Source organism: Micromonospora sp. NPDC000089 (genome assembly GCF_042899365.1).
Classification (GTDB): domain Bacteria; phylum Actinomycetota; class Actinomycetes; order Mycobacteriales; family Micromonosporaceae; genus Micromonospora.
Map to the genome: position 1 here is coordinate 191,514 of NZ_JBIAZT010000005.1, position 19,062 is coordinate 210,575.

Genomic DNA, 19,062 nt, shown 5'->3' on the forward strand with positions numbered 1-19,062 from the left:
ACGCGGTGACCCGGCGGCGCGACGGCCGTGCCGTGAGCCGCCGGCGCGACGGCCACGCCGTGGGTCGGCGTACCCGGGACGGGGTGTGGCTGGCGCTGGTCGCGACCGTGCTGGCGCTGCTGCCGGGGTCGCCGGCGGCGGCCGGCACCCCCGGCGACTACCCGGAGTTCCCCTACCCGGCCACCGGCTACACCGAGCCGCAGCGCGGGCAGTTCCACTTCAGCCCGCGCGCCGGCTGGATGAACGACGTCAACGCGCCGCTGTGGCACAACGGGCAGTACCACCTGTTCTTCCAGCACAACCCGCACGGGCTGGGCTGGGACACCATGCACTGGGGGCACGCCACCTCGCCCGACCTGGTGCACTGGACGCAGAAGCCGGTCGCGCTGGAACCCGGCGTGCACCCGGGCGACCTGTGGTCCGGCGGCGGAGTGGTGGACACCGCGAACACCGCCGGCTTCAGGACCGGCACGGACGCCCCGATCGTGGTGTTCACCGGCACCAACGGGGTCAGCCTCGCCTACAGCAACGACGGCGGTCGGACGTTCCAGAACCACGACGGCGGCCGGCAGGTGCTCGCCCTGCCGCCGAACAGCCGCGACCCGAAGGTCTTCTGGCACGCCCCCACCAACCGCTGGGTGATGGTGGTGTGGACCGACAACGGCGGCAACGCCGCGCTGATCTACACCTCGCCCAACCTGAAGGACTGGACCTGGCGCAGCCGGTACGCCGCCGACTGGCTGGTGGAGTGCCCGGACCTGTTCGCGCTGCCGCTGGACGGCACCGGCCCGACCAAGTGGGTGCTCACCGACGCAAGCGGGGAGTACGTGGTGGGCGGCTTCGACGGCAGCACCTTCACCGCCGACGCGCCCACCCCGCAGCGGATGGACCAGGGCGCCAACAGCTACTTCGGCACCTTCTACGCCGGGCTGACCTTCCAGAACCTGCCCGACGGGCGGGTCGTGCAGATGGCCTGGCAGCCCGGCAACCTGGGCGCGAGCTGGACCGGTAACGCCACCGTGCCGGTGCAGCTGGGCCTGCGCAGCTACCCCGAGGGCGTGCGGCTCACCCGGTTCCCCGTCGCGGAGCTGGCCACCCTGCGCACCGGCAGCCAGAGCTGGACCGACCGGACGGTCACCGCCGACCCGGCCACCGACCCGCTCGCCGGCGTCACCGCCGACACCTACGAGCTGGTCGCCGAGTTCGACGTGGCGGCCAGCACCGCCACCCGGTTCGGCTTCGACCTGCACCGCCGCGCCGACGGCACGTACGACCGGCGGGTGGCGTACGACCGGGCGGCGCAGACGCTGTACGGCGCCCCGCTCGCCCCGGTCGGCGGTCGGGTGAAGGCGCGCGTCCTGGTCGATCGGGGACAGCTGGAGATCTTCGGCAACGACGGGAGGCTGTCGTACACCGACAACGTGGCGTTCGATTCGTCCCCGGGCAGCCAGGGCATCCGGCTGTTCGCCGAGGGCGGGAGCGCGCGGGTGGTGTCGCTGCAGCTGCACCGGATCGGCTCCACCTGGGGGCAGGGCGAGTCCACCCTGGAGGGCAACCTGACCGGGCCGTGGCAGGCGGCCGGCGGCGCCTGGACGGACGTCACCGGCGGCAAGCGCGGCGACGCCCCGGGCGACGGCTTCTATCTCAGCACCAGCACCGCCGGGGACGTCACGTACGAGGCGGACCTGCGGCTGGAGACCGCCGCGGCGGCCGGTATCACCGTCCGGGCCAGCGCCGACGGGGCCACCCACTACACCGCCAACATCGACGCCGCCGGGCTGGTCAAGCTCTGGCGACCGGGCCGGGACATCGCGGTGTACCCGACCCCGATCAGTCGGGGCCGGACGTACCACCTGCGGCTGGTGGCCAGCGGCCCGAGCCTGAAGGTGTACCTCGACCACGGCGCCACTCCGGTGATCGACGCGACCGACACGGCGTACGCCAGTGGGCGGCTCGGCGTCAACGTGTTCGCCGGGGCGGCCATGGCGCAGAACGCGCAGCGCGACGCGGCCGGCTTCCGGACCAACCTGGGCCAACGGTGGAACCCGGTCGCGGGCGAGTGGACGGTGCCGACCGGCGGGCTGCGCGGGCGGCGGATGGACAACGGGTTCCGGATCGCCGACCGCACCGCCGCCGACCTGACCCTCGACGGCGACGTCCGGGTGCTGGCCGGGCGGGCCGCCGGGCTGACCTTCCGCGCCACGGCCGACGGCACCGGCCACTACACCGCCAACGTCGACACCGACGGGCTGGTCAAGCTGTGGCGGCCGGGCCGGGACATCGCCAGCTATCCGACCCCCGTGGTGCCGGGCCGGACGTACCACCTGCGGGTGGTCGCCACCGGGCCGCGCATCCAGGTGTACTTCGCCGGCGGGACGACCCCGGTCATCGACGTCACCGACGGCACGTACACCAGCGGCCGGATCGGGGTGAACGTCTTCGACTCGGTCGCCGAGTTCCAGGACGTCAACCTGGGCTGAGCACCGGGTGCCGGCCCGCCCGCGGCGGCGGGCCGGCACCCGAACCGCGGTGGACAACCGGTCTGGGGTCGGTCAGAGTGGGCGGCCGTGAGATACCTGCGCAGCGCCGGCCCGGTCGGCATCCGCCGTCCCCGGGCCGCCGACGAGGCCGAGTTCATCGCCGCCGCCCGGCGCAGCCGGGAACTGCACCACCCGTGGGTGGCCGCCGCCGACACCCCGGAGCGCTTCGCGGCGTACCTGGCCAAGGGCCGCCGCCGCGACCAGCAGAGCTTCCTGATCTGCGATCGGCCCAGCGGCGACATCGCGGGCTTCGTCAACATCGGCGGCATCGTGATGGGCGCGCTGCGCGGCGGGTTCATGGGCTACGCGGCATTCCTGCCGTACGCCGGCACCGGGCACGCGTCGAGGGGCATCGGCCTGGTGCTGGCGCACGCCTTCGACACCCTCGGCCTGCACCGGGTCGAGGCGAACATCCAGCCGGCCAACGAGCCGTCCCTGCGGGTGGCCCGCAAGCTCGGCTTCCGCCTGGAGGGGTTCTCGCCCGACTACCTCTTCATCGACGGGGCCTGGCGGGACCACGAGCGGTGGGCGATCACCGCCCCGGCCTGACCGGCGCCCGCAGGGGACGCCGGTCACGGCCCGCCGGTGGTCAGCTACCGGGCTTCGGGAAGGCGACCGGGCTGCGGTGCCCGGCCCGGTCCACCGCCCGGACGCCGAAGAAGACGTTGTCCTTGGACAGGTCGACGGTCGCCTCGGTGACGTCGCCGACGCCGATCACCTTCTGCCACTCCGCCGCCGTGGTCTCCCGCCACACCACCTCGTAACCGGCCAGGTCCGGCTCGGTGCCGCGCTGCCAGCGCAGGGTGGTGTCGTTGGTCAGGTTGGTGGTCACCACGATCACGCCCTTCGGGGTGCCCGGCCCCTGCGCGAGTGACCACACCGTCGCGCCGTTGACCAGCGCCACCCGGGTGATGTAACCGAAGTCGCAGAACTCGGGCAGGTCGCCGTACTGCACGCCGTCGACCACCCGGACGTTCTGGTGCTGGTGGGCGAAGTCCTCGTTCGGCTCGCTGAACCGGCCGGCCGGCCAGCCCTGCTGCAGGAACGGGATGTGGTCACCGCCGCGCAGGTAGCGGTCCCGCCGGTAGATCACCCGGACCCGCATGCCGGTGGCGCCGTTGTCGGCCACGTCCCGGACGAACCGGGCCAGCTGCCGCGACGGCGAGTCGTTCTCGCCGCCCACCGACTGCCGGGTGGCCGCCTCGGCCGGCGTCTCGGCGGTCGGCACCCCCTCGGCGAAGAGCCGGACCGACCGCGGGTCGCGGGTGCCGTCGTCGGCGGTGGACGAGCCGACGATGTCGTTGGTGAACATGCCCTGCAGGTCGACCCCGGCGGCCTTGAGCTGCTGGGCCAGGTAGGTCGAGCCGTACAGGCCCTGCTCCTCGCCGGCCACCGCGGCGAAGACGATGGTGGCCTCGGTGCGCCGGGTGGCCAGCACCCGGGCCAGCTCCAGCACCACGGCCACCCCGGAGGCGTCGTCGTCCGCGCCCGGGGCGTCGCTGACCGCGTCCAGCACGTCGGTGGCCCGCGAGTCGTAGTGCCCGGACAGCACGTACACCCGCTCGGGCGCGGAGGTGCCGCGCAGGGTGGCCACCACGTTGGTGATCCGGGTGGCGACCGGGATCCGGGAGGCCGGCTGCTGCACGTACGACTGCAGCTCCACGGTCATCCGGCCGCCGGAGGCGGCGGCGTACCCGGACAGCTGCGCGAAGATCCAGTCCCGGGCGGCGCCGATGCCCCGGGCCGGGTCGTCCTGGCTGGAGAGGGTGTGCCGGGTGCCGAAGGCGGCCAGCCGGCGGACGGTCGCCTCGATCCGGTGCGGGTCGACCTCGCGCAGCAGGGCCCGCAGCTCGCGGTCCGGAGCCTGCGGGTGGATCGGGCGGCCGGGCCCGACCGGCCCGGCGGCGTCGTGCGCGGCGGCCGGCTCGGCGATCAACGGTACGGCCACCGTGGCGGCCGCGGTGGCGGCGGAGGCGGACAGGAAGGTGCGGCGGCTGGGCCTGGTGGGCCCCTCGCCGGTGGTCTCGTGTGATCCCATACCGGCCATCCTGACCACGTCCCGCGTCGGTTGTCCATATCAACGGTGGTGGATCAGGTGCCCGGCCCGGATCCGGGTTTGCCGGCCGCCGGTCGGGTTTGCCGGCCGGGTCGACGGGAACGGCAGCAGGCATGACGAAACCTCGTGTGGTGATCGTGGGAGCCGGTTTCGCCGGTTACCACGCGGCGAAGACGTTGAGCCGGCTGGCCGGCAAGCGGGCCGAGATCGTCGTGCTGAACTCGACCGACTACTTCCTCTACCTGCCGCTGCTGCCCGAGGTGGCCGCCGGGGTGGTCGAGCCGCGGCGGATCTCGGTGCCGCTCACCGGCAGCCTCAAGGGGGTGCGGGTCGTGGTGGGCGAGGCCGACGAGGTCGACCTGCAGAACCGTTGGGTCGGCTTCACCCAGCCGGAGGGCGACCGGGGTCGGCTCGCGTACGACCGGTTGGTGCTCTCCGTCGGCAGCGTCAACAAGCTGCTGCCGATCCCGGGGGTGACCGAGTACGCGCACGGCTTCCGGGGCCTGCCCGAGGCGCTCTACCTGCACGACCACGTGATCCGCCAGATCGAGCTCGCCGAGCAGGCCGAGGATCGGGCGGAACGCCAGGCCCGGGCCACCTTCGTGGTGGTCGGCGCGGGCTACACCGGCACCGAGGTCGCCGCGCACGGTCAGCTGTTCACCGACGCGCTGGTCAAGCAGCGGCCCCGGCTGGACGTGCGACCGCGCTGGATGCTGTTGGACATCGCCCCCCGGGTGCTGCCCGAGCTCGACCAGCGGATGTCCGACACCGCCGACCGGGTGCTGCGCCGGCGCGGCGTGGACGTGCGGATGGGCACCTCGGTCGCCGAGGCCACCGCCGACGGGGTGAAGCTCACCGACGGCGAGTACGTCCCGACCTGCACCCTCGCCTGGTGCGTCGGGGTACGCCCCGACCCGTTCGTCGCCGACCTGGGGCTGCGCACCGAGAAGGGTCGGCTGGTGGTCGACGAGTACCTCAACGTCCCCGGCTACCCCGAGGTGTACGCCTGCGGCGACGCGGCCGCCGTGCCGGACCTGACCCGCCCCGGGCAGATCTGCACGATGACCGCCCAGCACGCGCAGCGGCAGGGCAAGCTCGCCGCGCAGAACATCGCCGCCTCGTACGGGCAGGGCAACCGGCGCCCGTACAAGCACCACGACCTCGGCTGGGTGGTGGACCTGGGCGGCCGGGACGCGGCGGCCAACCCGTTGAAGGTGTCGCTCGCCGGGCTGCCGGCCAAGGCGGTCACCCGCGGGTACCACCTGATGGCGATGCCGGGCAACCGGACCCGGGTGGGCGCCGACTGGGCGCTCGACGCGCTGCTGCCCCGCCCGGCGGCGCAGCTTGGCCTGGTCCCGGCCAACGCGGTGCCGCTGGAGAGCTCCTCCCCGGAGGTCCCCGCCCGGTAACGGCGCTGAGCCGTCCCGCCCGGCTCCGGGCCGGGTCGCCGTCACGGCGGCCCGGCCGGCTTCGTCGTCGCCGCGGTCGCCTGCTCGGTCGCTCCGGGGCCTGCGCGGCTACGGCGGCGGCTCGGCGCCCGGCCGCGTGGGCTCGGTGCGGTCGGCCTCCGGCCGCGCGGGCTCGGTGGGGTCGGGCAGCGCGCGCCGGCCGGTGGGCTTGAACTCGCGCAGCAGGATCTGCGCCACGCCGGCCGCCGGGATGGCCAGCAGCGCGCCGAGCAGCCCGGCCAGCTCGGCGGCGAGCAGCACACTGACCAGCACGGTCAGCGGGTTCAACCGGACCGCCCGGGACATGATCACCGGTTGCAGCAGGTGGTTCTCCACCTGCTGGTAGACGACGAAGAAGACCAGCACCACCACGCCCGCCGTGGGGGAGTGCAGGAACGCCGCGCCACCCGCGAGCACCGCCCCCAGCGTCGCGCCGACCAGCGGCACCAGGTCGGCCAGGGCGACCAGCAGCGCGATCACCGCCGCGAACGGCACCCCGGCGAGGAACAGCACCAGGAAGGTCAGACCGCCGCAGATCACGCTGATCAGCAGGTTTCCGCTGAGGTACCCGGTGATCGTCCGGGACACCTCCCGGCCGACCCGCCGCAGCCGCCGGGCCGGACCGTCGCCGACCAGGTCGAGCGTGGTGCGGATGATCCGGGGCGCCTCCAGCACCATCAGGAACGCCAACACCACCACGGTGACCACGGCGGCCACCGTCTGCAGCACCCCGCGGACCACCCCGACGGCGGGCCGGCGCAGGTCCTCGCCGTACCGGCCGACCTGGTCGGAGTGCTCCCGCACGTAGCCGAGCAGGCCGGTACGGTCCAGCAGGCCGCCGATCCGGCCCCGCCCGGCCCGGGCCTCCCGCAGCAGGTCGGGGGCCTGCTCGACGAACCGGCGCAGCTCGTCCAGCAGCGGCAGCAGGATCACCGTGCCGAGCGCCGCGAGCAGCACGAACGCGGCCGCGAAGACCAGCAGCGTGGCCAGCGCCCGGCGCCGCACCAGCCGCCGCTGCAGGCGGTCGACCAGGGGCTTCAACGCGACCGCGAGGAACGCGGCGACCAGGATCCAGACCAGCACCCGACGGGTGGCCCAGAGCAGCGCCAGGGCCAACGCGGAGGCCAGCACCAGACCGATGACGATCAGTGCCGATCGGGCGGTCGCCCGGTCCCGCGCCGCGCTCATCCGGCGCGGCTACCCGCCCCGGGCGGCCGGAAACGCCACCGGGTCGCCGCAGCGCGCTCAGCCGGCGCCCAGGTCGGCGTCCGTCGCGGGGCGCGCACCGGCCACGAACCCGTCCAGCGCCGCGCCGTGCAGCACACCGCCGGGCACCGGGTCGGCGGCCACCCGGGCGGCGAGCCGGCGCACCGGCAGCCGGTCGCCGGCGGGGGCGGCGGCGAGCACCACGTTGCCGTACCGGCGCCCGCGCAGCATCCGGCGGTCGGCCACCAGGCAGACGTCCGCGAAAACCGACCGCAGGGTGGCCGCCTGCACCCGGGTGAAGACCAACGGCGGCAGGTCGGTGACGTTGACCAGGTAGATCCCGTCGGGGCGCAGCGTCCGGGCCACCTCGGCCGCGAACTCCCGGCCGGCCACGTGCGCCGGCATCCGGGCCGCCCGGTAGATGTCCGACAGGACCAGGTCGTACGCGGCGTCCGGCGCGTCGGCCACCGCCGAGCGGGCGTCCGCCACCTGGACCCGGATCTCCGGCGCCACCGCCGGCAGCTCCCGGGCCACCAGGTCGATCACCGCGGCGTCCCGCTCGACGACGTGTTGGTCCGACCCAGGGCGGGTGGCCGCGACGTACCGGGGCAGCGTCAACGCGCCGCCACCCAGGTGCAGCACCCGGCACGGGCGGCCGGCCGGGGCGGCCAGGTCGACCACGGCCGCCATCCGGCGGACGTACTCGAAGTGCAGGTGGCGGGGGTCGACCACGTCGACGTACGACTGGGCGACCCCGCCGGCGAGCAGGGTCCGGCCGGTGCGGCGGGTCGGGTCGGCGACCAGTTCCAGGCGGTCGTCGGCGGCGCTGTCCATGCCCGGCACGCTAACCGGCTTGCAAGGGCGCGGGTCGACGGGCGGGGTGCGTCACCGCCGCTGCCCACCGTGGCCGTGCCCGGCGGCGCACTGCGGCCGGGCGACCGCGGGCCGGCGGGGGCATACCCCACCGGCCCGTCGGTTTCCGGCGGTGCTCAGCCGGCGGCCATCCCGGCGCCCGCCTCGTCGATCGCGGCGTCCACCCGGTGCGCCAGGTCCACGTCCGGGCCGGTCACCGCGTCGGCCTGCCGGCTGCGGACGGTCAGCACCGCGCTGTCCGGATCCGGTCGGCCGATCTGCGGCCCCCGGCCGGTCTCCTCGCGGAGCTGGTCCACCCGGTCGAGCACCCGGTCCAGGTTGCCCGCCGGCAGCTCGATGGTCCGCACCAACGACCGCCGGTCGCTCGACCAGTACGGCAGGTCGCCCAGGGCGTCGCGCAGCTGCGCCTCGGTCAGCGGCGCGGTGGCGCCGCGCGAGCCCACCAGGCCGCCACCGACCTCGGGCGGTTCGAGCAGGTCACGCAGCCCATCCGGGACGTGCAGCGACTCGACCAGCTCGCCGTCGTGCGCGGCGAGCGCGGCCAGCGTCGCGGCCACCTGGTAGCGGGCCTGCTCCGGGGTCAACCGGCTGCGCCGGCCCACCTCGGCCAGGAAGCCGGGCAGGTCGTCGTGCCGCTCGACGCCGTCCACCGGCAGCACGTCGTGCAGCTTCACCGGCACCGCCTCGAGCAACCGCTCGCGCTCCGCATCGCCCAGCGCCCAGGCCAGGGTCAGCACGGTCGCCTCGGCGGCCACCTTCGCGCGGCCGAAGTCGACACCGGCGCGCCGACCCACCTCGTCGACCAACTCCCGGTACGCCATCGGCCGGGCCGCGCGCGCGGCCCGGTCCGCGTCGGGCATCGGGCGGACGGCGGTCGGCGTGGCCGGCGTCGGTGGGGCCGGGCCGCCCCGGGTGCTGTCCGGCTTGTGCCGGCCGGCCGCCGGGGGGCCGGACCGTCGTCCCCGGTCCAGGCTGGTCAGCTGCTTGCCGGCGCTCAGCGTGGTGCCGGCCGCGCTCGGCTGCCGGCCCTGCTCCCGGGCCTGCCGGGCCAACGCGCGGCGGCGCTGGTTGTCGCCCTCCATCTGCTTGCGCATGCTCCACCTCACTCCAAACCGTGGGTTCCGTGCTCGCCCGTCGCGTTCCCGCCGCCACCCGGAAGCTAACGGCGTGGACCGGGGCGGAGAGCTCACACCCGGGGGGTGAGGGTGGCTCACCCGGGCCGGCCGCACGATCGGGATGGACCGGAGTTCTTCCGACGCACGCGGAAGGAAGGTCGCCATGAAGCGGATCGTCGAGATCGTTCCCGCCCGCCCCGGTTGGTACGCCCGGTGGCAGGTGTCACCGGACGCGACGCGCTGCTACCCGGTGAGCCTGTGGGCGCTGGTCGAGGAGTCGGACGGCTCACAGCACGAGGTGCTCGGCATGGACTGCACCGGGCAGTGGCCCGGATCCGACGACAACGCCGCGGGGGTGGAGTTCGTCCGGTACCTGTTCCAGACGCCGGATTCCGGCCCGCCCGAGGACGCGGAACCCCCGTCCCCGACCGACCTGCGCGCGGGCGGCCCGCGCCTGCAGCCGGTCACCGCCTAGACCTTCCTCCGGCCCCCGACCCCTGGTCCCAGGGTCGGGGGCCACCCCGTCCGGGGTGGCCGCCGGGGAACCGGCCGTCGGTCAGCCCGCCTGGCGGACGCCCTCGGCGCCGGCGGCCGGGCCCTGCTCGACGGCGAGCAGCTCGGCCAGGCCGGTGCGGTCCAGCAGCTGCTGCAGGTGCGGGTTGACCCCGGCCAACCGCACCCGCCCGGCGCCGGACTGGCTGATCACCACGAAGGCGCTCAGCCCGGAGGAGTCGCAGAGGCCGACGGCGGCGAGGTCGATCAGCAGGTCGTGGTGGCCGTCCGCGCGCGCCTGCGCGGCCGCGGCGATCAGCTCGGGAGCGGTGTCGAAGTCGAGGTCACCGCTCAGCGTCAGTCGGGCGAGCCCGGCGTCGAGCCGGGTCACCTCGATGGACAGCAGCGGGGAACGCATGCGTACATGTTCCCAGCCCGGGTGCGGCGGAAAACGTCCGGGGCCGGATCGTCCTCGGATGGAGTCAGGCGGAGGCGACCGGGCGACCGGCCGACCCGGCCGGCGGTCGCCCGGCTCGCGGCTGGGGCAGCGGGCGGGCGAGCAGGCCGGTGACGCCGGTCATGTCGAGGATCGTGTCCAGGAACCGCGGCGTGGAGCGCAGCCGCACTACCGTGCCGCACTGCTGCCCCTCCCGCCAGGCGTGGACGATCACCGACAGGCCGGTGCTGTCGAGGAAGAGCAGGTCGGCGAAGTCGAGCACGAGGACCGGGGGACGCGTCGCGAGCACCTGGTCGACCTCGGTGCGCAGCGGGGCGGAGGTGGTGAACGCGAGGTCCCCTCCGACGCGGATGACCGGAGCCTCCCGGTCCGCGAGGTCGACGGCGATGGTCAGCGGGGTCGCCTCGGGCTTCCTCCCAGGGGGCACCAGATCACGCCTTTCCGCACGGCTGCCGGTCGGGCAGGTTCCTGCCCGGATCGTAGCAACACCCGCCCTGGTGCGCCCGGAGCGCGATCCGGGCCGGCAGCGGCGGGGTGGCGGTTCCGGCATACCGGCGTAGGCTGGGGCGAAGAGATTGGAACACACGCGCCGTTTCCGCCGGAGCGAGGGTGCCGACCCTGACGGTGGCGCGCGGACGGCATCGACACGAGGAGTGGGGCTCAAGCTGGTGACTGCTGCCGACGTCAGGGGTTCGGACCCGGGCGACGGACGGATCTCCACGTCGAGTGCCGCACGGGTTCCGGCCTGGTCCGCCGACGCCGGTGCCCGGCGACCCGCCGTGCTGCCACCGCTCGCCCCCGACCGGGGGCATCCCGAGCCGGACTGGTCCGAGGTCGTCGAGCACTTCCGCGAGGGCCTGGTCATCTGCGGCGCCGACGGCGTGGTCCACCACCTGAGCCCGGTCGCCGAGCGGCTGCTGCCCGAGCTGACGGTGGGCCGCCCGCTGGCCGACGCCGGCCTCCCCGAGCTGACCCGACCGGACGGCACCGCGGCGTTCGGTCACCGGGGCCGCCGGCTGCGGGTCCGCCGGGTCCCGCTCTCCGGCTCCCGGGTCTGCCGCTACGTCGAGGACGTCACCGACAGCGTCAGCCGGGCCGACGCGCTGCTCGCCGAGCGGGCCCGCTCCGCGTTCCTCGCCGCGGTCGGCGAGAAGCTCGGCAACCCGCTGCACCCCGACCGGGCCGCCGCGGCGGTGGTCCGGCTCGCCGTACCGACCGTGGCCGACGTCTCGGTGCTGGTGCTCGCGCCGCGCGCCGGGCGGGCCCGTTGGTGGCGGGCCACCCGGGCGGACGACGAGGCGCCCGCCGTGGACAGCGGCGTGCTGCCCGCCACCGACCTGCCCGCGGCGATCGCCGAGGGGCTCACCGGGATCGAGCCGCACACCGTCGACTGGCTGGTCGAGCAGGCGGTCGAGGCCGGCTGGCTGCCCGGGCTGACCGCTCGTGAGGTGACCGCCCGGGTGGTGCCGCTGCCCGGCCCCGACGCCCCGGCCGGGGTGCTGCTGGTCGCCCGCCGGGCCACCCGCTGGTACGACGAGCACGACGTCGACCTGGTCCGCGCCTTCGCCGCCCGGGCGGGCGCCGCCCTCACCACCGCGGTGCTCTACCGGGATCAGGCCGAGGTGGCCGACACGCTGCAGGCGAGCCTGGTGCCGGTCGAGCCGGCCGGGTTGACCGGTGTGCAGTGGGGCACGGCGTACCGGCCGGCGCAGGCCAGCCTGCGGATCGGTGGCGACTTCTACGGCTCCCACCCACTGCCCGACGGCGGCTCGGTGTTCTTCCTCGGCGACGTCTCCGGCAAGGGCGTGGAGGCGGCCGTGTTCACCGGGCAGCTGCGCCAGTGCCTGCAGGCCCTGCACCGGGTGGAGTCCCGGCCCGGGCGGCTGCTGCGGCTGCTCAACGACGCGCTGCTGGAGACCACCATGGCCAACGGCCAGGGGCGCTTCGCGACCATGGTGCTCGGCGTGGTGCGACCGCGACGCGACGGTGGCCTCACCCTGACCATGGCCGGCGGCGGGCACCTTCCCCCGCTGGTGGTGCGGGCCACCGGCGCGGTGGAGACGGTCCCGTTGACCGGCATGCTGATCGGCGTGGTCCCCGACCCCCGGATCGGCGAGGTGACGGTGCGCCTCGAGCCGGGCGAGACCTGCGTGCTCTACAGCGACGGGGTGACCGAGGCGCGCGGTGGCCGCCGCGCCGACGAGCAGTTCGGCCAGGACCGCCTGGTCAACGCGCTCACCGACTGTCACCGGGTGCCGGCCCCCGCCCTGGCCGAGCGGATCGAGCAGGTCACCTGTGACTGGCTGGCGCAGGGCGACCACGACGACATCGCGGTGCTCGCCCTGCGGGCCACCGGACCGGGTGGCCGGCCGCCCCGGCACCTGCACGCCGTGCCCACGCAGGGGCGGCCCGGCGAGGAGAGGACAATCCGATCGTGACCGCCCCGACCACCCATGCCGACCCCGCGCAGGCGTACCCGGAATTCATCGCGTCGCTGGCGGAGGCCGACGAGTACGCCGCCATCGACGTTGCCGTGGGGCTGCTCGAGGCCGGCGTGCCGGCCGAGCGGGTGCTGCTGGACCTGGTGGCGCCCGCCCAGGCGGAGGTGGGGGAGCGCTGGGCGCGCAACGAGTGGAGCGTCGCGCAGGAGCACGCGGCCACCCACATCAGCGAGCGGGTGGTCGCGGCGATCGCCGGGCACGCCAACCCCCGGCCCACCCGCGGCCGCATCGTGGTGGCCTGCATGGACGGCGAGTGGCACGCGCTGCCGCCCCGACTGGTGGCGGAGGTGCTGCGGCTGCGCGGCTGGCAGGTGACCTTCCTCGGCGCCAGCGTGCCGGCCGCGCACCTGGTGTCGTACCTGCACCGGCACGACGCGCACGCGGTGGCCCTGGCCTGTGCGCTGCCGATGCGGCTGCCGTACGCGCACCGAATGATCGAGGCGTGCCGCCGGTCCGACGTGCCCGTGGTGGTCGGTGGGCGCGGTTTCGGCGACGACGGCCGGTGGGCCCGGGCGCTGGGGGTGGCCTGGGCGCCGGACGCGCCGAGCGCCGCGGACCTGATCGCGGACGAGCGGGCGCTGCGCCGGGCGCACCCCGCGCAGCTGTCGCACCTGGCCGACGACGAGTACGCCAGCCTGGTGAAGCGGCGCGGTGAGCTGATCGACTCGGCGCTGGCCGACCTGCGCGAGCGGGTGCCGTCGGTGCGCGACTACACCCCGGCCCAGTTGGACTCCACGGTCAGCGACCTGGGCTACATCGTGGACTTCCTGGCCGCGGCGCTCTACGTCGACGACGCCTCGCTCTTCACCGACTTCGTGGACTGGCTGGTGGCCATCCTGACCAGTCGGGGCGTGCCCGGCGCGGCGGTCGGCCTGACCCTCGAGCACTACCACCGGCTGCTGCGTGACTTCCCCCGGGCGGCGGGGTTTCTCGCTCAGGCGCAGGTGGCGGTGCCGGCGCGGGACGGCGCGGGCCGGCGCTGAGCGGGGCGTTCCGGCCTCGGCGGGCGCTGCGTATACTTGCTCCACTGCAAGGGTCGGCCCTGCGGTGCGAGCGAGGGGGACGACGTTGGCCTTCACCGTCACGCCCGCCGGCCGCGATGGTGACGTCCTTCGGCTGCGCCTGGCCGGTGAGCTCGACCTGAGCGTGGCCGGCGAGCTCACCGCCGAGCTGGACCGGCTCCAGTCGGCCGGCGAGCGACGGCTGCTGCTGGACCTCGCCGGGGTCACCTTCTGCGACTCCACCGGCATCGCGGCGTTCGTCCGGGGGGACAACCGGGCGGCCGTCGACGGCGGGTGGCTGCGGCTCACCGGTGCGGTCGGCCGGGTCGACCGGGTGCTGCGGCTCACCGGCGTCGCCGACGTGCTCGGGCACCCCGCGGCGGCGACCGACCCGGCGCGGCCCGTTTCCGGCTGATCGACTAGATTTCCCCGCCAGTGGGTACCAGGCGGTTCCCATCGCAGATCACAGACAGGCGTATCCCATGGGCTCAGGCACCTCGAACCCCGTCCGCATCCTGGTGGTGGACGACGACCCGGGCGACGTCCTGATGATCGAGGAGGCCCTGGAGGACTCCGAGATCGACAAGGTCATCGACGTGGTCAGCGACGGCCAGGAGGCGATGGAGTTCCTCCGTCGCGAGGGCCGGCACACCGAGGCCCGGCGCCCGGACGTGATCCTGCTCGACCTGAACATGCCCCGGATGGACGGGCGTCAGGTGCTCGGCGAGGTCAAGCAGGACGAGGACCTGCGGACCATTCCGATCGTGGTGCTCACCACCTCCAACGCGGACACCGACATCGTCGGCAGCTACACGTTGCAGGCCAACGCGTACGTCACCAAGCCGATCGACCTGGACGACTTCAACGACGTGGTGCGCCGGATCGACGAGTTCTTTGGGCGCGTGGTGGTGCTGCCCAAGCGCTCCTGAGCCGGCGCGGCCGCCCGCCGCGCAGTTGCTGAACATTTTTCCCGAACCCCTTCGGCGGCGACCGGCAGCCGCGAGGATCGAGCTGGGGAAAGACGTACCAGCTGCCTGGGGGGCGACAGTATGAGGTTCTCCGTCGTTGCGACCGGCTACGACCAGCGACAGGTCGACTCGTGCCTGGACGAGCTCGGCGTCCGGTTGACCCGGCTCGCCGTGCGGGCGCAGGTGGCCGCGGGCGCCGGCCGCGAGTGGGACCAGATCCGCCAGGAGGCCACGCTGCTGTGCGGCCTGGTCGACCGGCGTGGCGCCGCGACCGACGCCGACGTGGTGGCGGCCCGGCGGCAGGCGTCGGCGATCGAACACGAGGCCGCCGACCTGCTGGCCCGGGCCCGCGGCGAGCTGGAGGCCGCGCGCGAGGAGGCCCGGCAGGTCCGCGAGCGGGTGTACGCGGAGGCGGTGCGGGCCCGCCGCGACTTCGAGGCGGCGCTGCACGAGCGGCGACGGCGGCAGGCCCGGGCGGACGAGATCCTGACCGGAGTGCCGGTGGAGGCCGTACCGGTCGACACCCCGACGGCGGCGGCCGCCGGCCCGGTGCCGGCCACCCGGATCGGCTCCGGCGCCGACGAGACGACCGAACGGCCCGGCCCGGGCACCCGGGTGGCCTGAGCGACGGTCAGGTCAGCGCGTTGACCACCGTGGTGGCCCGCTGCTCGTGCGGCGCGTACGCGTCGGGGAAGGCGGAGATCTGCACGGCCTGGGCGGCGTCGGTGACGCTGAGCTCCTGCCAGCCGTCGACCTCGGCCAGCGCCAGGTAGAAGGCCCGGGCGGCGAACGCCGGCTGCATCAGCTGGGCCACCGTGCCCCAGCCGCTGCTCGGCCGCTGCTGGAACAGCCCCACCGAGTCGTGGTCGGAGCCGCTGCCCTGGTGCGGCAGGTCGTACGACTCGGGCAGCACGTCGCTGGCGAGGTTGTAGAGGTCGCTCTCCTGCATCGCGCAGGCCACCGCGACGATCAGGGCGCGGCGCGGCATCCGCAGGGCCACCCCGGCCTCGACGATCGTCCGGGCGTTGTCCATCTGCGCCTGGGTGAGCCCGGCGACCGGGCGCGGCCGCTTCGGCTTCGGCTTAGCCGTCGGGCGGGTGGTCGGCGTGCGGGCGGCCGGCGGCGTCGGGGTGGCCGTAGCGGTGGGGCTCGGCGTGCCCGGCGCGGCGATGGGGGAGGCGCCCCGGTCCAGCGAGCGGGAGGCGCGTTCCTGCTGTCCGGCGCGGTCGGCGAGCAGCTCCTGCACAGGTTCCGGGCGGGGGCCGGCGTCGTGCGCCCCGACGTACCCGACGAAGCCGAGGCAGCAGGTGACTCCGCCGGCCAGGACCACCCTCGCGGGCGCCGAGGCGAGCAGGGAGCGACCGCCCCGCCGCGGCGGCTCCGGGGCGCGGTGCCGTCCGGTCCGCCGTTCGGCCGATCCGGGGTCCACCGTACGGGTCGCGGGGCGGTGCGGGGCGGGCTGCTGGTCGGAGGTGTCGTCGGAATGCACCCGACGAGGCTAGAGAGGATCCCGGCCCGTGCCATCGGGGTCATTGGTGGCATGCGCCACAATCTGCGCCGATCCGACCGGTCATTACCCTCGGTAAACCACAAACACCGCTGATACGATAAACCGCTTTTGCCTGCTTTATCGGTATCGCCGGCCGTTATCCGGCGCGAGGCACCGAGCTGGGCACCGGATCGGTCCCTCCCACGTTCGGGGGACCGCGGGGTGTCCGTACCGGCGAGCGGCCCTCGGCCCGACGGCGGGGTGGCGGCCCCGCGGTCGTCTCGCCCGATCGCCCCGCGGCGCGGCAGGCCGGTCGGTACGATGCGGACGGTGACCGAGAGCATGATCGACAGCTCCGTCCGCGGCAGCGCCGGCCGGCCCGCCGGCCGGCGTGGACTCGTCGTCGTGCTGCTCGCTCTCCTGCTCGCCGCGCTGCTCGCCGGGCACCGGGCGGTCCCCAACGTCCGCGGCGTGGGCAGCCTGCTCGACAGCGTCGCGCCGCTGCTCGGCCTCGGCGTACCGCCGCTGGTGCTCGCCGCGCTGCTGCGCCGCTCCCGCCGCGCGGTCGTCGCGGTGCTGCTGCCCACCGTGGTCTGGCTGGCCGCCTACGGCGGCGCCTGGCTGCCGCCGGCGGCCGGCGCCGGGCCGGCCGGCATCCGGGTGGCCAGCCAGAACCTGCGCTCCGGAAACCCGCACCCCGGTGCGACGATCGCCCCGATCGTCACGGCGGGCGCCGACCTGATCGGGCTGCAGGAGGTGGACGACGGCGACGCCCTCCCCGCCGACCTGAAGGACCGGTACCCGCACCGGGCGGCGGTCTCCACCGTCGCGCTGTGGAGCCGGTACCCGATCCGGAACACCGCCGGGGTGGACACCGGCCTGGGCTGGACCAGGGCGCTGCGCGCGGTCGTCGCGGCGCCCGGCGGGGACCTGGTCGTCTACGTGGTGCATCTCGGCTCCGCCCGCGCCGGGCACACGGCCAGCCGGGACGAGACGGTGCGCTCACTGGCCGCCACCATCCGGGCCGACCCGGCGCCCCGGCTGGTGGTGCTGGGCGATCTGAACACCGCCAGCACCGACCGGGTCTTCGCCCCGCTGGCCCGGCTGCTGCGCGACGCGCAGGCCGAGGCGGGGCAGGGCTTCGGCTTCACCTGGCCGGCGCGACTGCCGGTGACCCGGCCCGACCACGTGCTCTACCGCGGGCTCACCCCGACGTCCGCGGGTGTGCTGCACACCCCGGACAGCGACCACCGGGCGGTCACCGCCGGCTTCCGGCGGTGACCGCCGGCTTCCGGCGGTGACCGGCCGGCGCGCCGGTCAGTGCCGGCCGTTCTCCGCCGAGGTGACGGTCAGCCGGTGCCGGCTGTTGTCGCCGCTGGAGAACGGCCACAGTCGGTCGGCGTGCGCGACCAGGTCGGCGAGCTGGTCGCGGCTGAGCCCGGCGGACGAGATGGAGGCGTGCACGTCGGCCCGGTACCGGCCGTCGTCGTCGCGGCCAAGCCTCGCCTCGGCGGTGACCTGGACGGTGTGCGCCTCGTCGGTGATCTCACCCGCCGCCTCCACCGCGGCGTGGTGCAGGCAGGACGCGAACGCGGCGGCCAGCAACTGCTCCGGAGTCAGTCCGGTGCAGTGCGGCGCCAGCGGTGACGCCAGGGCCGTGGACAGGCCGCCGTCGTCGGTTCGGACGTGGCCACCGGCCGCGGTGGCCGAGGCCTCGTGCAGCCAGGAACTCGGATCCGGCATCGCGTTCCCCCCTCGCTCCTGCGCCGGATTCCCGACCTCGACCGGGTGAAACGCGGCTCAGGCGCCGGTGCGGGTGTGCTCGTCCAGCGCCACGGCCTCGGTCGCCTCGGCGGCCGCGCGCTCGGTCCACGGGGAGATCGGGGCCGGCCGCGGGCGGGGCACCGAGGCGAGCATCGGCACGTACACCCGGGCGTCGACCGCCTCGGCCAGCACCAGCGCCGCCATCAGGCTGGTCGGCCGTTCCGCGGGATCGTCGGCGAGGCAGCTGCGGCACAGGTCGGCCACCTCGGCCGGCAGCCCGTCCACCGGCGGCAGCGGGTCGGGGGTGACCCGGTGCCGGGCGCCGATCAGCTGGGTGGCGGTGGTGCCGCTCGGGTACGGCAACCGCCCGGTGAGGCAGTAGTAGAGCAGCACCCCGAGGGCGTACATGTCGGCGGCGGGGGTGGCGGGCTGCCGGTCGAACTGCTCCGGCGCGAGGTAGGCGGGGGTGCCCAGCACCGTCCCCTCCGGACTGCCGTCGGGCGCCCCGCTGGGGGTGGCGATGCCGAAGTCGAGCACCTTCACGCCCGACGGGGTGAGCATGACGTTGGCGGGCTTGATGTCGCGGTGCACGATCCCGTGCGCGTGCGCGGCGGCCAGCGCGGCGGCCACCTCGGCGCACACCCGCACCGCGATCTGCCAGTCCAGCGGGCCGGCCCGTAGGTGCGCGGCGAGGGTCTCGCCCTCGGCCAGCTCCATCACGATGTACGGCGCCTCGCGACCGGGCAGGGTGGGCGACACGCCGAAGTCGTGCACACTGGCGACGTTGGGATGCACCAGCCGGGCGGCCGACCGGGCCTCGCCGCGGATCCGCTCCACCGAGGCGCCCTCGCACGGGTGACCGGGGGAGATGAGCTTCACCGCGACCGGCCGGTCCAGCACCACGTCGTGCGCCCGCCACACCTCCGACATTCCACCCAGGGCGATCCGCTGCTCGAGCTGGTACCGCCCGGCCAGCGTCCGCATAGTGTCCGCTCCCGCCCCTGTCGCCCCGCGCGTCCGGTCCGTCGCCGTCGCTCCGGATCCGGTACCCGGGCCGCGAGCAGGGCAAACCGTCGGGGGGGGGGGGCCCCCCCCCCCCGGGGGGGGGCGGGGGGGGGGGGGCGCGCCCCCCCCCCCCGGCGGCCCCGCCGG

At 75.3% G+C, this 19,062-nt stretch carries 19 protein-coding genes; 10 read left to right on the plus strand and 9 right to left on the minus strand.

Annotated elements, in window-relative coordinates; genetic code table 11:
* Positions 1–5 precede the first annotated feature (5 nt).
* Positions 6–2,480 carry a GH32 C-terminal domain-containing protein gene (locus ACFY3U_RS12420; protein ID WP_387199350.1) on the plus strand — a complete coding sequence of 825 codons (2,475 nt, stop codon included), beginning with the start codon at positions 6–8 and terminating at the stop codon, positions 2,478–2,480.
* Positions 2,481–2,567: 87 nt separating this feature from the next.
* Positions 2,568–3,089, plus strand: coding sequence for a GNAT family N-acetyltransferase (locus tag ACFY3U_RS12425; RefSeq protein ID WP_387199352.1), 522 nt, complete (start codon positions 2,568–2,570; stop codon positions 3,087–3,089).
* Between the two features lie 40 nt (positions 3,090–3,129).
* On the opposite strand, the gene ACFY3U_RS12430 is transcribed toward ACFY3U_RS12425, so the two are convergent.
* The gene (locus ACFY3U_RS12430) at positions 3,130–4,578 is read right to left on the minus strand and encodes a M20/M25/M40 family metallo-hydrolase (RefSeq protein WP_387199355.1); all 1,449 of its coding nucleotides are present in this window, start codon (positions 4,576–4,578) and stop codon (positions 3,130–3,132) included.
* A 131-nt stretch (positions 4,579–4,709) separates the two neighbouring features.
* Between ACFY3U_RS12430 and ACFY3U_RS12435 the strand changes: the two genes are divergently transcribed.
* The gene (locus ACFY3U_RS12435) at positions 4,710–6,005 is read left to right on the plus strand and encodes an NAD(P)/FAD-dependent oxidoreductase (RefSeq protein WP_387199358.1); all 1,296 of its coding nucleotides are present in this window, start codon (positions 4,710–4,712) and stop codon (positions 6,003–6,005) included.
* A 108-nt stretch (positions 6,006–6,113) separates the two neighbouring features.
* Here the strand turns inward: ACFY3U_RS12435 and ACFY3U_RS12440 are convergent, their stop codons facing one another.
* The 3 genes from ACFY3U_RS12440 to ACFY3U_RS12450 all read right to left on the minus strand — a co-directional run bounded on the left by ACFY3U_RS12440 (position 6,114) and on the right by ACFY3U_RS12450 (position 9,217).
* On the minus strand, positions 6,114–7,232 hold the full coding sequence (locus tag ACFY3U_RS12440) for an AI-2E family transporter (RefSeq protein ID WP_387199361.1): 1,119 nt from the start codon (positions 7,230–7,232) through the stop codon (positions 6,114–6,116).
* Between the two features lie 57 nt (positions 7,233–7,289).
* A complete protein-coding gene (locus ACFY3U_RS12445; RefSeq protein WP_387199364.1) occupies positions 7,290–8,084 on the minus strand; it encodes a spermidine synthase in 795 nt (264 codons plus the stop codon).
* A gap of 155 nt (positions 8,085–8,239) precedes the next feature.
* Positions 8,240–9,217, minus strand: coding sequence for a DUF2267 domain-containing protein (locus tag ACFY3U_RS12450; RefSeq protein ID WP_387199366.1), 978 nt, complete (start codon positions 9,215–9,217; stop codon positions 8,240–8,242).
* Between the two features lie 184 nt (positions 9,218–9,401).
* On the opposite strand from ACFY3U_RS12450, the gene ACFY3U_RS12455 reads away from it, so the two are divergent.
* Positions 9,402–9,713, plus strand: coding sequence for a hypothetical protein (locus ACFY3U_RS12455; RefSeq protein ID WP_387199368.1), 312 nt, complete (start codon positions 9,402–9,404; stop codon positions 9,711–9,713).
* 81 nt (positions 9,714–9,794) lie between these two features.
* On the opposite strand, the gene ACFY3U_RS12460 is transcribed toward ACFY3U_RS12455, so the two are convergent.
* Both ACFY3U_RS12460 and ACFY3U_RS12465 read right to left on the minus strand, forming a co-directional pair.
* The gene (locus tag ACFY3U_RS12460) at positions 9,795–10,148 is read right to left on the minus strand and encodes an STAS domain-containing protein (RefSeq protein WP_387199371.1); all 354 of its coding nucleotides are present in this window, start codon (positions 10,146–10,148) and stop codon (positions 9,795–9,797) included.
* Positions 10,149–10,212: 64 nt separating this feature from the next.
* Positions 10,213–10,614 carry an STAS domain-containing protein gene (locus ACFY3U_RS12465; RefSeq protein ID WP_387199374.1) on the minus strand — a complete coding sequence of 134 codons (402 nt, stop codon included), beginning with the start codon at positions 10,612–10,614 and terminating at the stop codon, positions 10,213–10,215.
* Positions 10,615–10,855: 241 nt separating this feature from the next.
* On the opposite strand from ACFY3U_RS12465, the gene ACFY3U_RS12470 reads away from it, so the two are divergent.
* From ACFY3U_RS12470 to ACFY3U_RS12490, 5 genes are all read left to right on the plus strand, one after another.
* On the plus strand, positions 10,856–12,625 hold the full coding sequence (locus ACFY3U_RS12470) for a PP2C family protein-serine/threonine phosphatase (RefSeq protein ID WP_387199377.1): 1,770 nt from the start codon (positions 10,856–10,858) through the stop codon (positions 12,623–12,625).
* Positions 12,622–13,671, plus strand: a complete 1,050-nt coding sequence (locus ACFY3U_RS12475; RefSeq protein ID WP_387199380.1) for a B12-binding domain-containing protein — start codon at positions 12,622–12,624, stop codon at positions 13,669–13,671. The genes ACFY3U_RS12470 and ACFY3U_RS12475 overlap by 4 nt, the downstream gene beginning before the upstream one ends.
* Before the next feature lie 85 nt (positions 13,672–13,756).
* Positions 13,757–14,104: an STAS domain-containing protein gene (locus tag ACFY3U_RS12480; RefSeq protein ID WP_387199383.1), complete on the plus strand. Its 348-nt coding sequence runs from the start codon at positions 13,757–13,759 to the stop codon at positions 14,102–14,104.
* A gap of 67 nt (positions 14,105–14,171) precedes the next feature.
* The gene (locus ACFY3U_RS12485; RefSeq protein ID WP_387199386.1) at positions 14,172–14,618 is read left to right on the plus strand and encodes a response regulator; all 447 of its coding nucleotides are present in this window, start codon (positions 14,172–14,174) and stop codon (positions 14,616–14,618) included.
* A 120-nt stretch (positions 14,619–14,738) separates the two neighbouring features.
* Positions 14,739–15,281: an ATPase gene (locus ACFY3U_RS12490; RefSeq protein ID WP_387199389.1), complete on the plus strand. Its 543-nt coding sequence runs from the start codon at positions 14,739–14,741 to the stop codon at positions 15,279–15,281.
* Between the two features lie 7 nt (positions 15,282–15,288).
* Here the strand turns inward: ACFY3U_RS12490 and ACFY3U_RS12495 are convergent, their stop codons facing one another.
* Positions 15,289–16,146 (minus strand): hypothetical protein, encoded by an 858-nt coding sequence (locus ACFY3U_RS12495; RefSeq protein WP_387199392.1) that lies wholly within the window; start codon positions 16,144–16,146, stop codon positions 15,289–15,291.
* 330 nt (positions 16,147–16,476) lie between these two features.
* On the opposite strand from ACFY3U_RS12495, the gene ACFY3U_RS12500 reads away from it, so the two are divergent.
* Positions 16,477–17,427, plus strand: coding sequence for an endonuclease/exonuclease/phosphatase family protein (locus ACFY3U_RS12500; protein WP_387199395.1), 951 nt, complete (start codon positions 16,477–16,479; stop codon positions 17,425–17,427).
* A gap of 36 nt (positions 17,428–17,463) precedes the next feature.
* Here ACFY3U_RS12500 and ACFY3U_RS12505 read toward each other — a convergent pair whose 3' ends face one another.
* Complete coding sequence (locus ACFY3U_RS12505) at positions 17,464–17,889, minus strand: OsmC family protein (RefSeq protein WP_387199397.1); 426 nt, start codon at positions 17,887–17,889, stop codon at positions 17,464–17,466.
* A gap of 57 nt (positions 17,890–17,946) precedes the next feature.
* The gene (locus ACFY3U_RS12510) at positions 17,947–18,894 is read right to left on the minus strand and encodes a serine/threonine-protein kinase (RefSeq protein ID WP_387199400.1); all 948 of its coding nucleotides are present in this window, start codon (positions 18,892–18,894) and stop codon (positions 17,947–17,949) included.
* Positions 18,895–19,062: the final 168 nt, after the last annotated feature.

Excerpts from the sequence above, each read along its gene's own strand:
- ACFY3U_RS12430 (WP_387199355.1), bottom strand. The coding sequence starts at position 4,578 with ATGGGATCACACGAGACCACCGGCGAGGGGCCCACCAGGCCCAGCCGC.
- ACFY3U_RS12435 (WP_387199358.1), top strand. The coding sequence starts at position 4,710 with ATGACGAAACCTCGTGTGGTGATCGTGGGAGCCGGTTTCGCCGGTTAC.
- ACFY3U_RS12440 (WP_387199361.1), bottom strand. The coding sequence starts at position 7,232 with ATGAGCGCGGCGCGGGACCGGGCGACCGCCCGATCGGCACTGATCGTC.
- ACFY3U_RS12445 (WP_387199364.1), bottom strand. The coding sequence starts at position 8,084 with ATGGACAGCGCCGCCGACGACCGCCTGGAACTGGTCGCCGACCCGACC.
- ACFY3U_RS12450 (WP_387199366.1), bottom strand. The coding sequence starts at position 9,217 with ATGCGCAAGCAGATGGAGGGCGACAACCAGCGCCGCCGCGCGTTGGCC.
- ACFY3U_RS12455 (WP_387199368.1), top strand. The coding sequence starts at position 9,402 with ATGAAGCGGATCGTCGAGATCGTTCCCGCCCGCCCCGGTTGGTACGCC.
- ACFY3U_RS12460 (WP_387199371.1), bottom strand. The coding sequence starts at position 10,148 with ATGCGTTCCCCGCTGCTGTCCATCGAGGTGACCCGGCTCGACGCCGGG.
- ACFY3U_RS12485 (WP_387199386.1), top strand. The coding sequence starts at position 14,172 with ATGGGCTCAGGCACCTCGAACCCCGTCCGCATCCTGGTGGTGGACGAC.
- ACFY3U_RS12490 (WP_387199389.1), top strand. The coding sequence starts at position 14,739 with ATGAGGTTCTCCGTCGTTGCGACCGGCTACGACCAGCGACAGGTCGAC.
- ACFY3U_RS12505 (WP_387199397.1), bottom strand. The coding sequence starts at position 17,889 with ATGCCGGATCCGAGTTCCTGGCTGCACGAGGCCTCGGCCACCGCGGCC.
- ACFY3U_RS12510 (WP_387199400.1), bottom strand. The coding sequence starts at position 18,894 with ATGCGGACGCTGGCCGGGCGGTACCAGCTCGAGCAGCGGATCGCCCTG.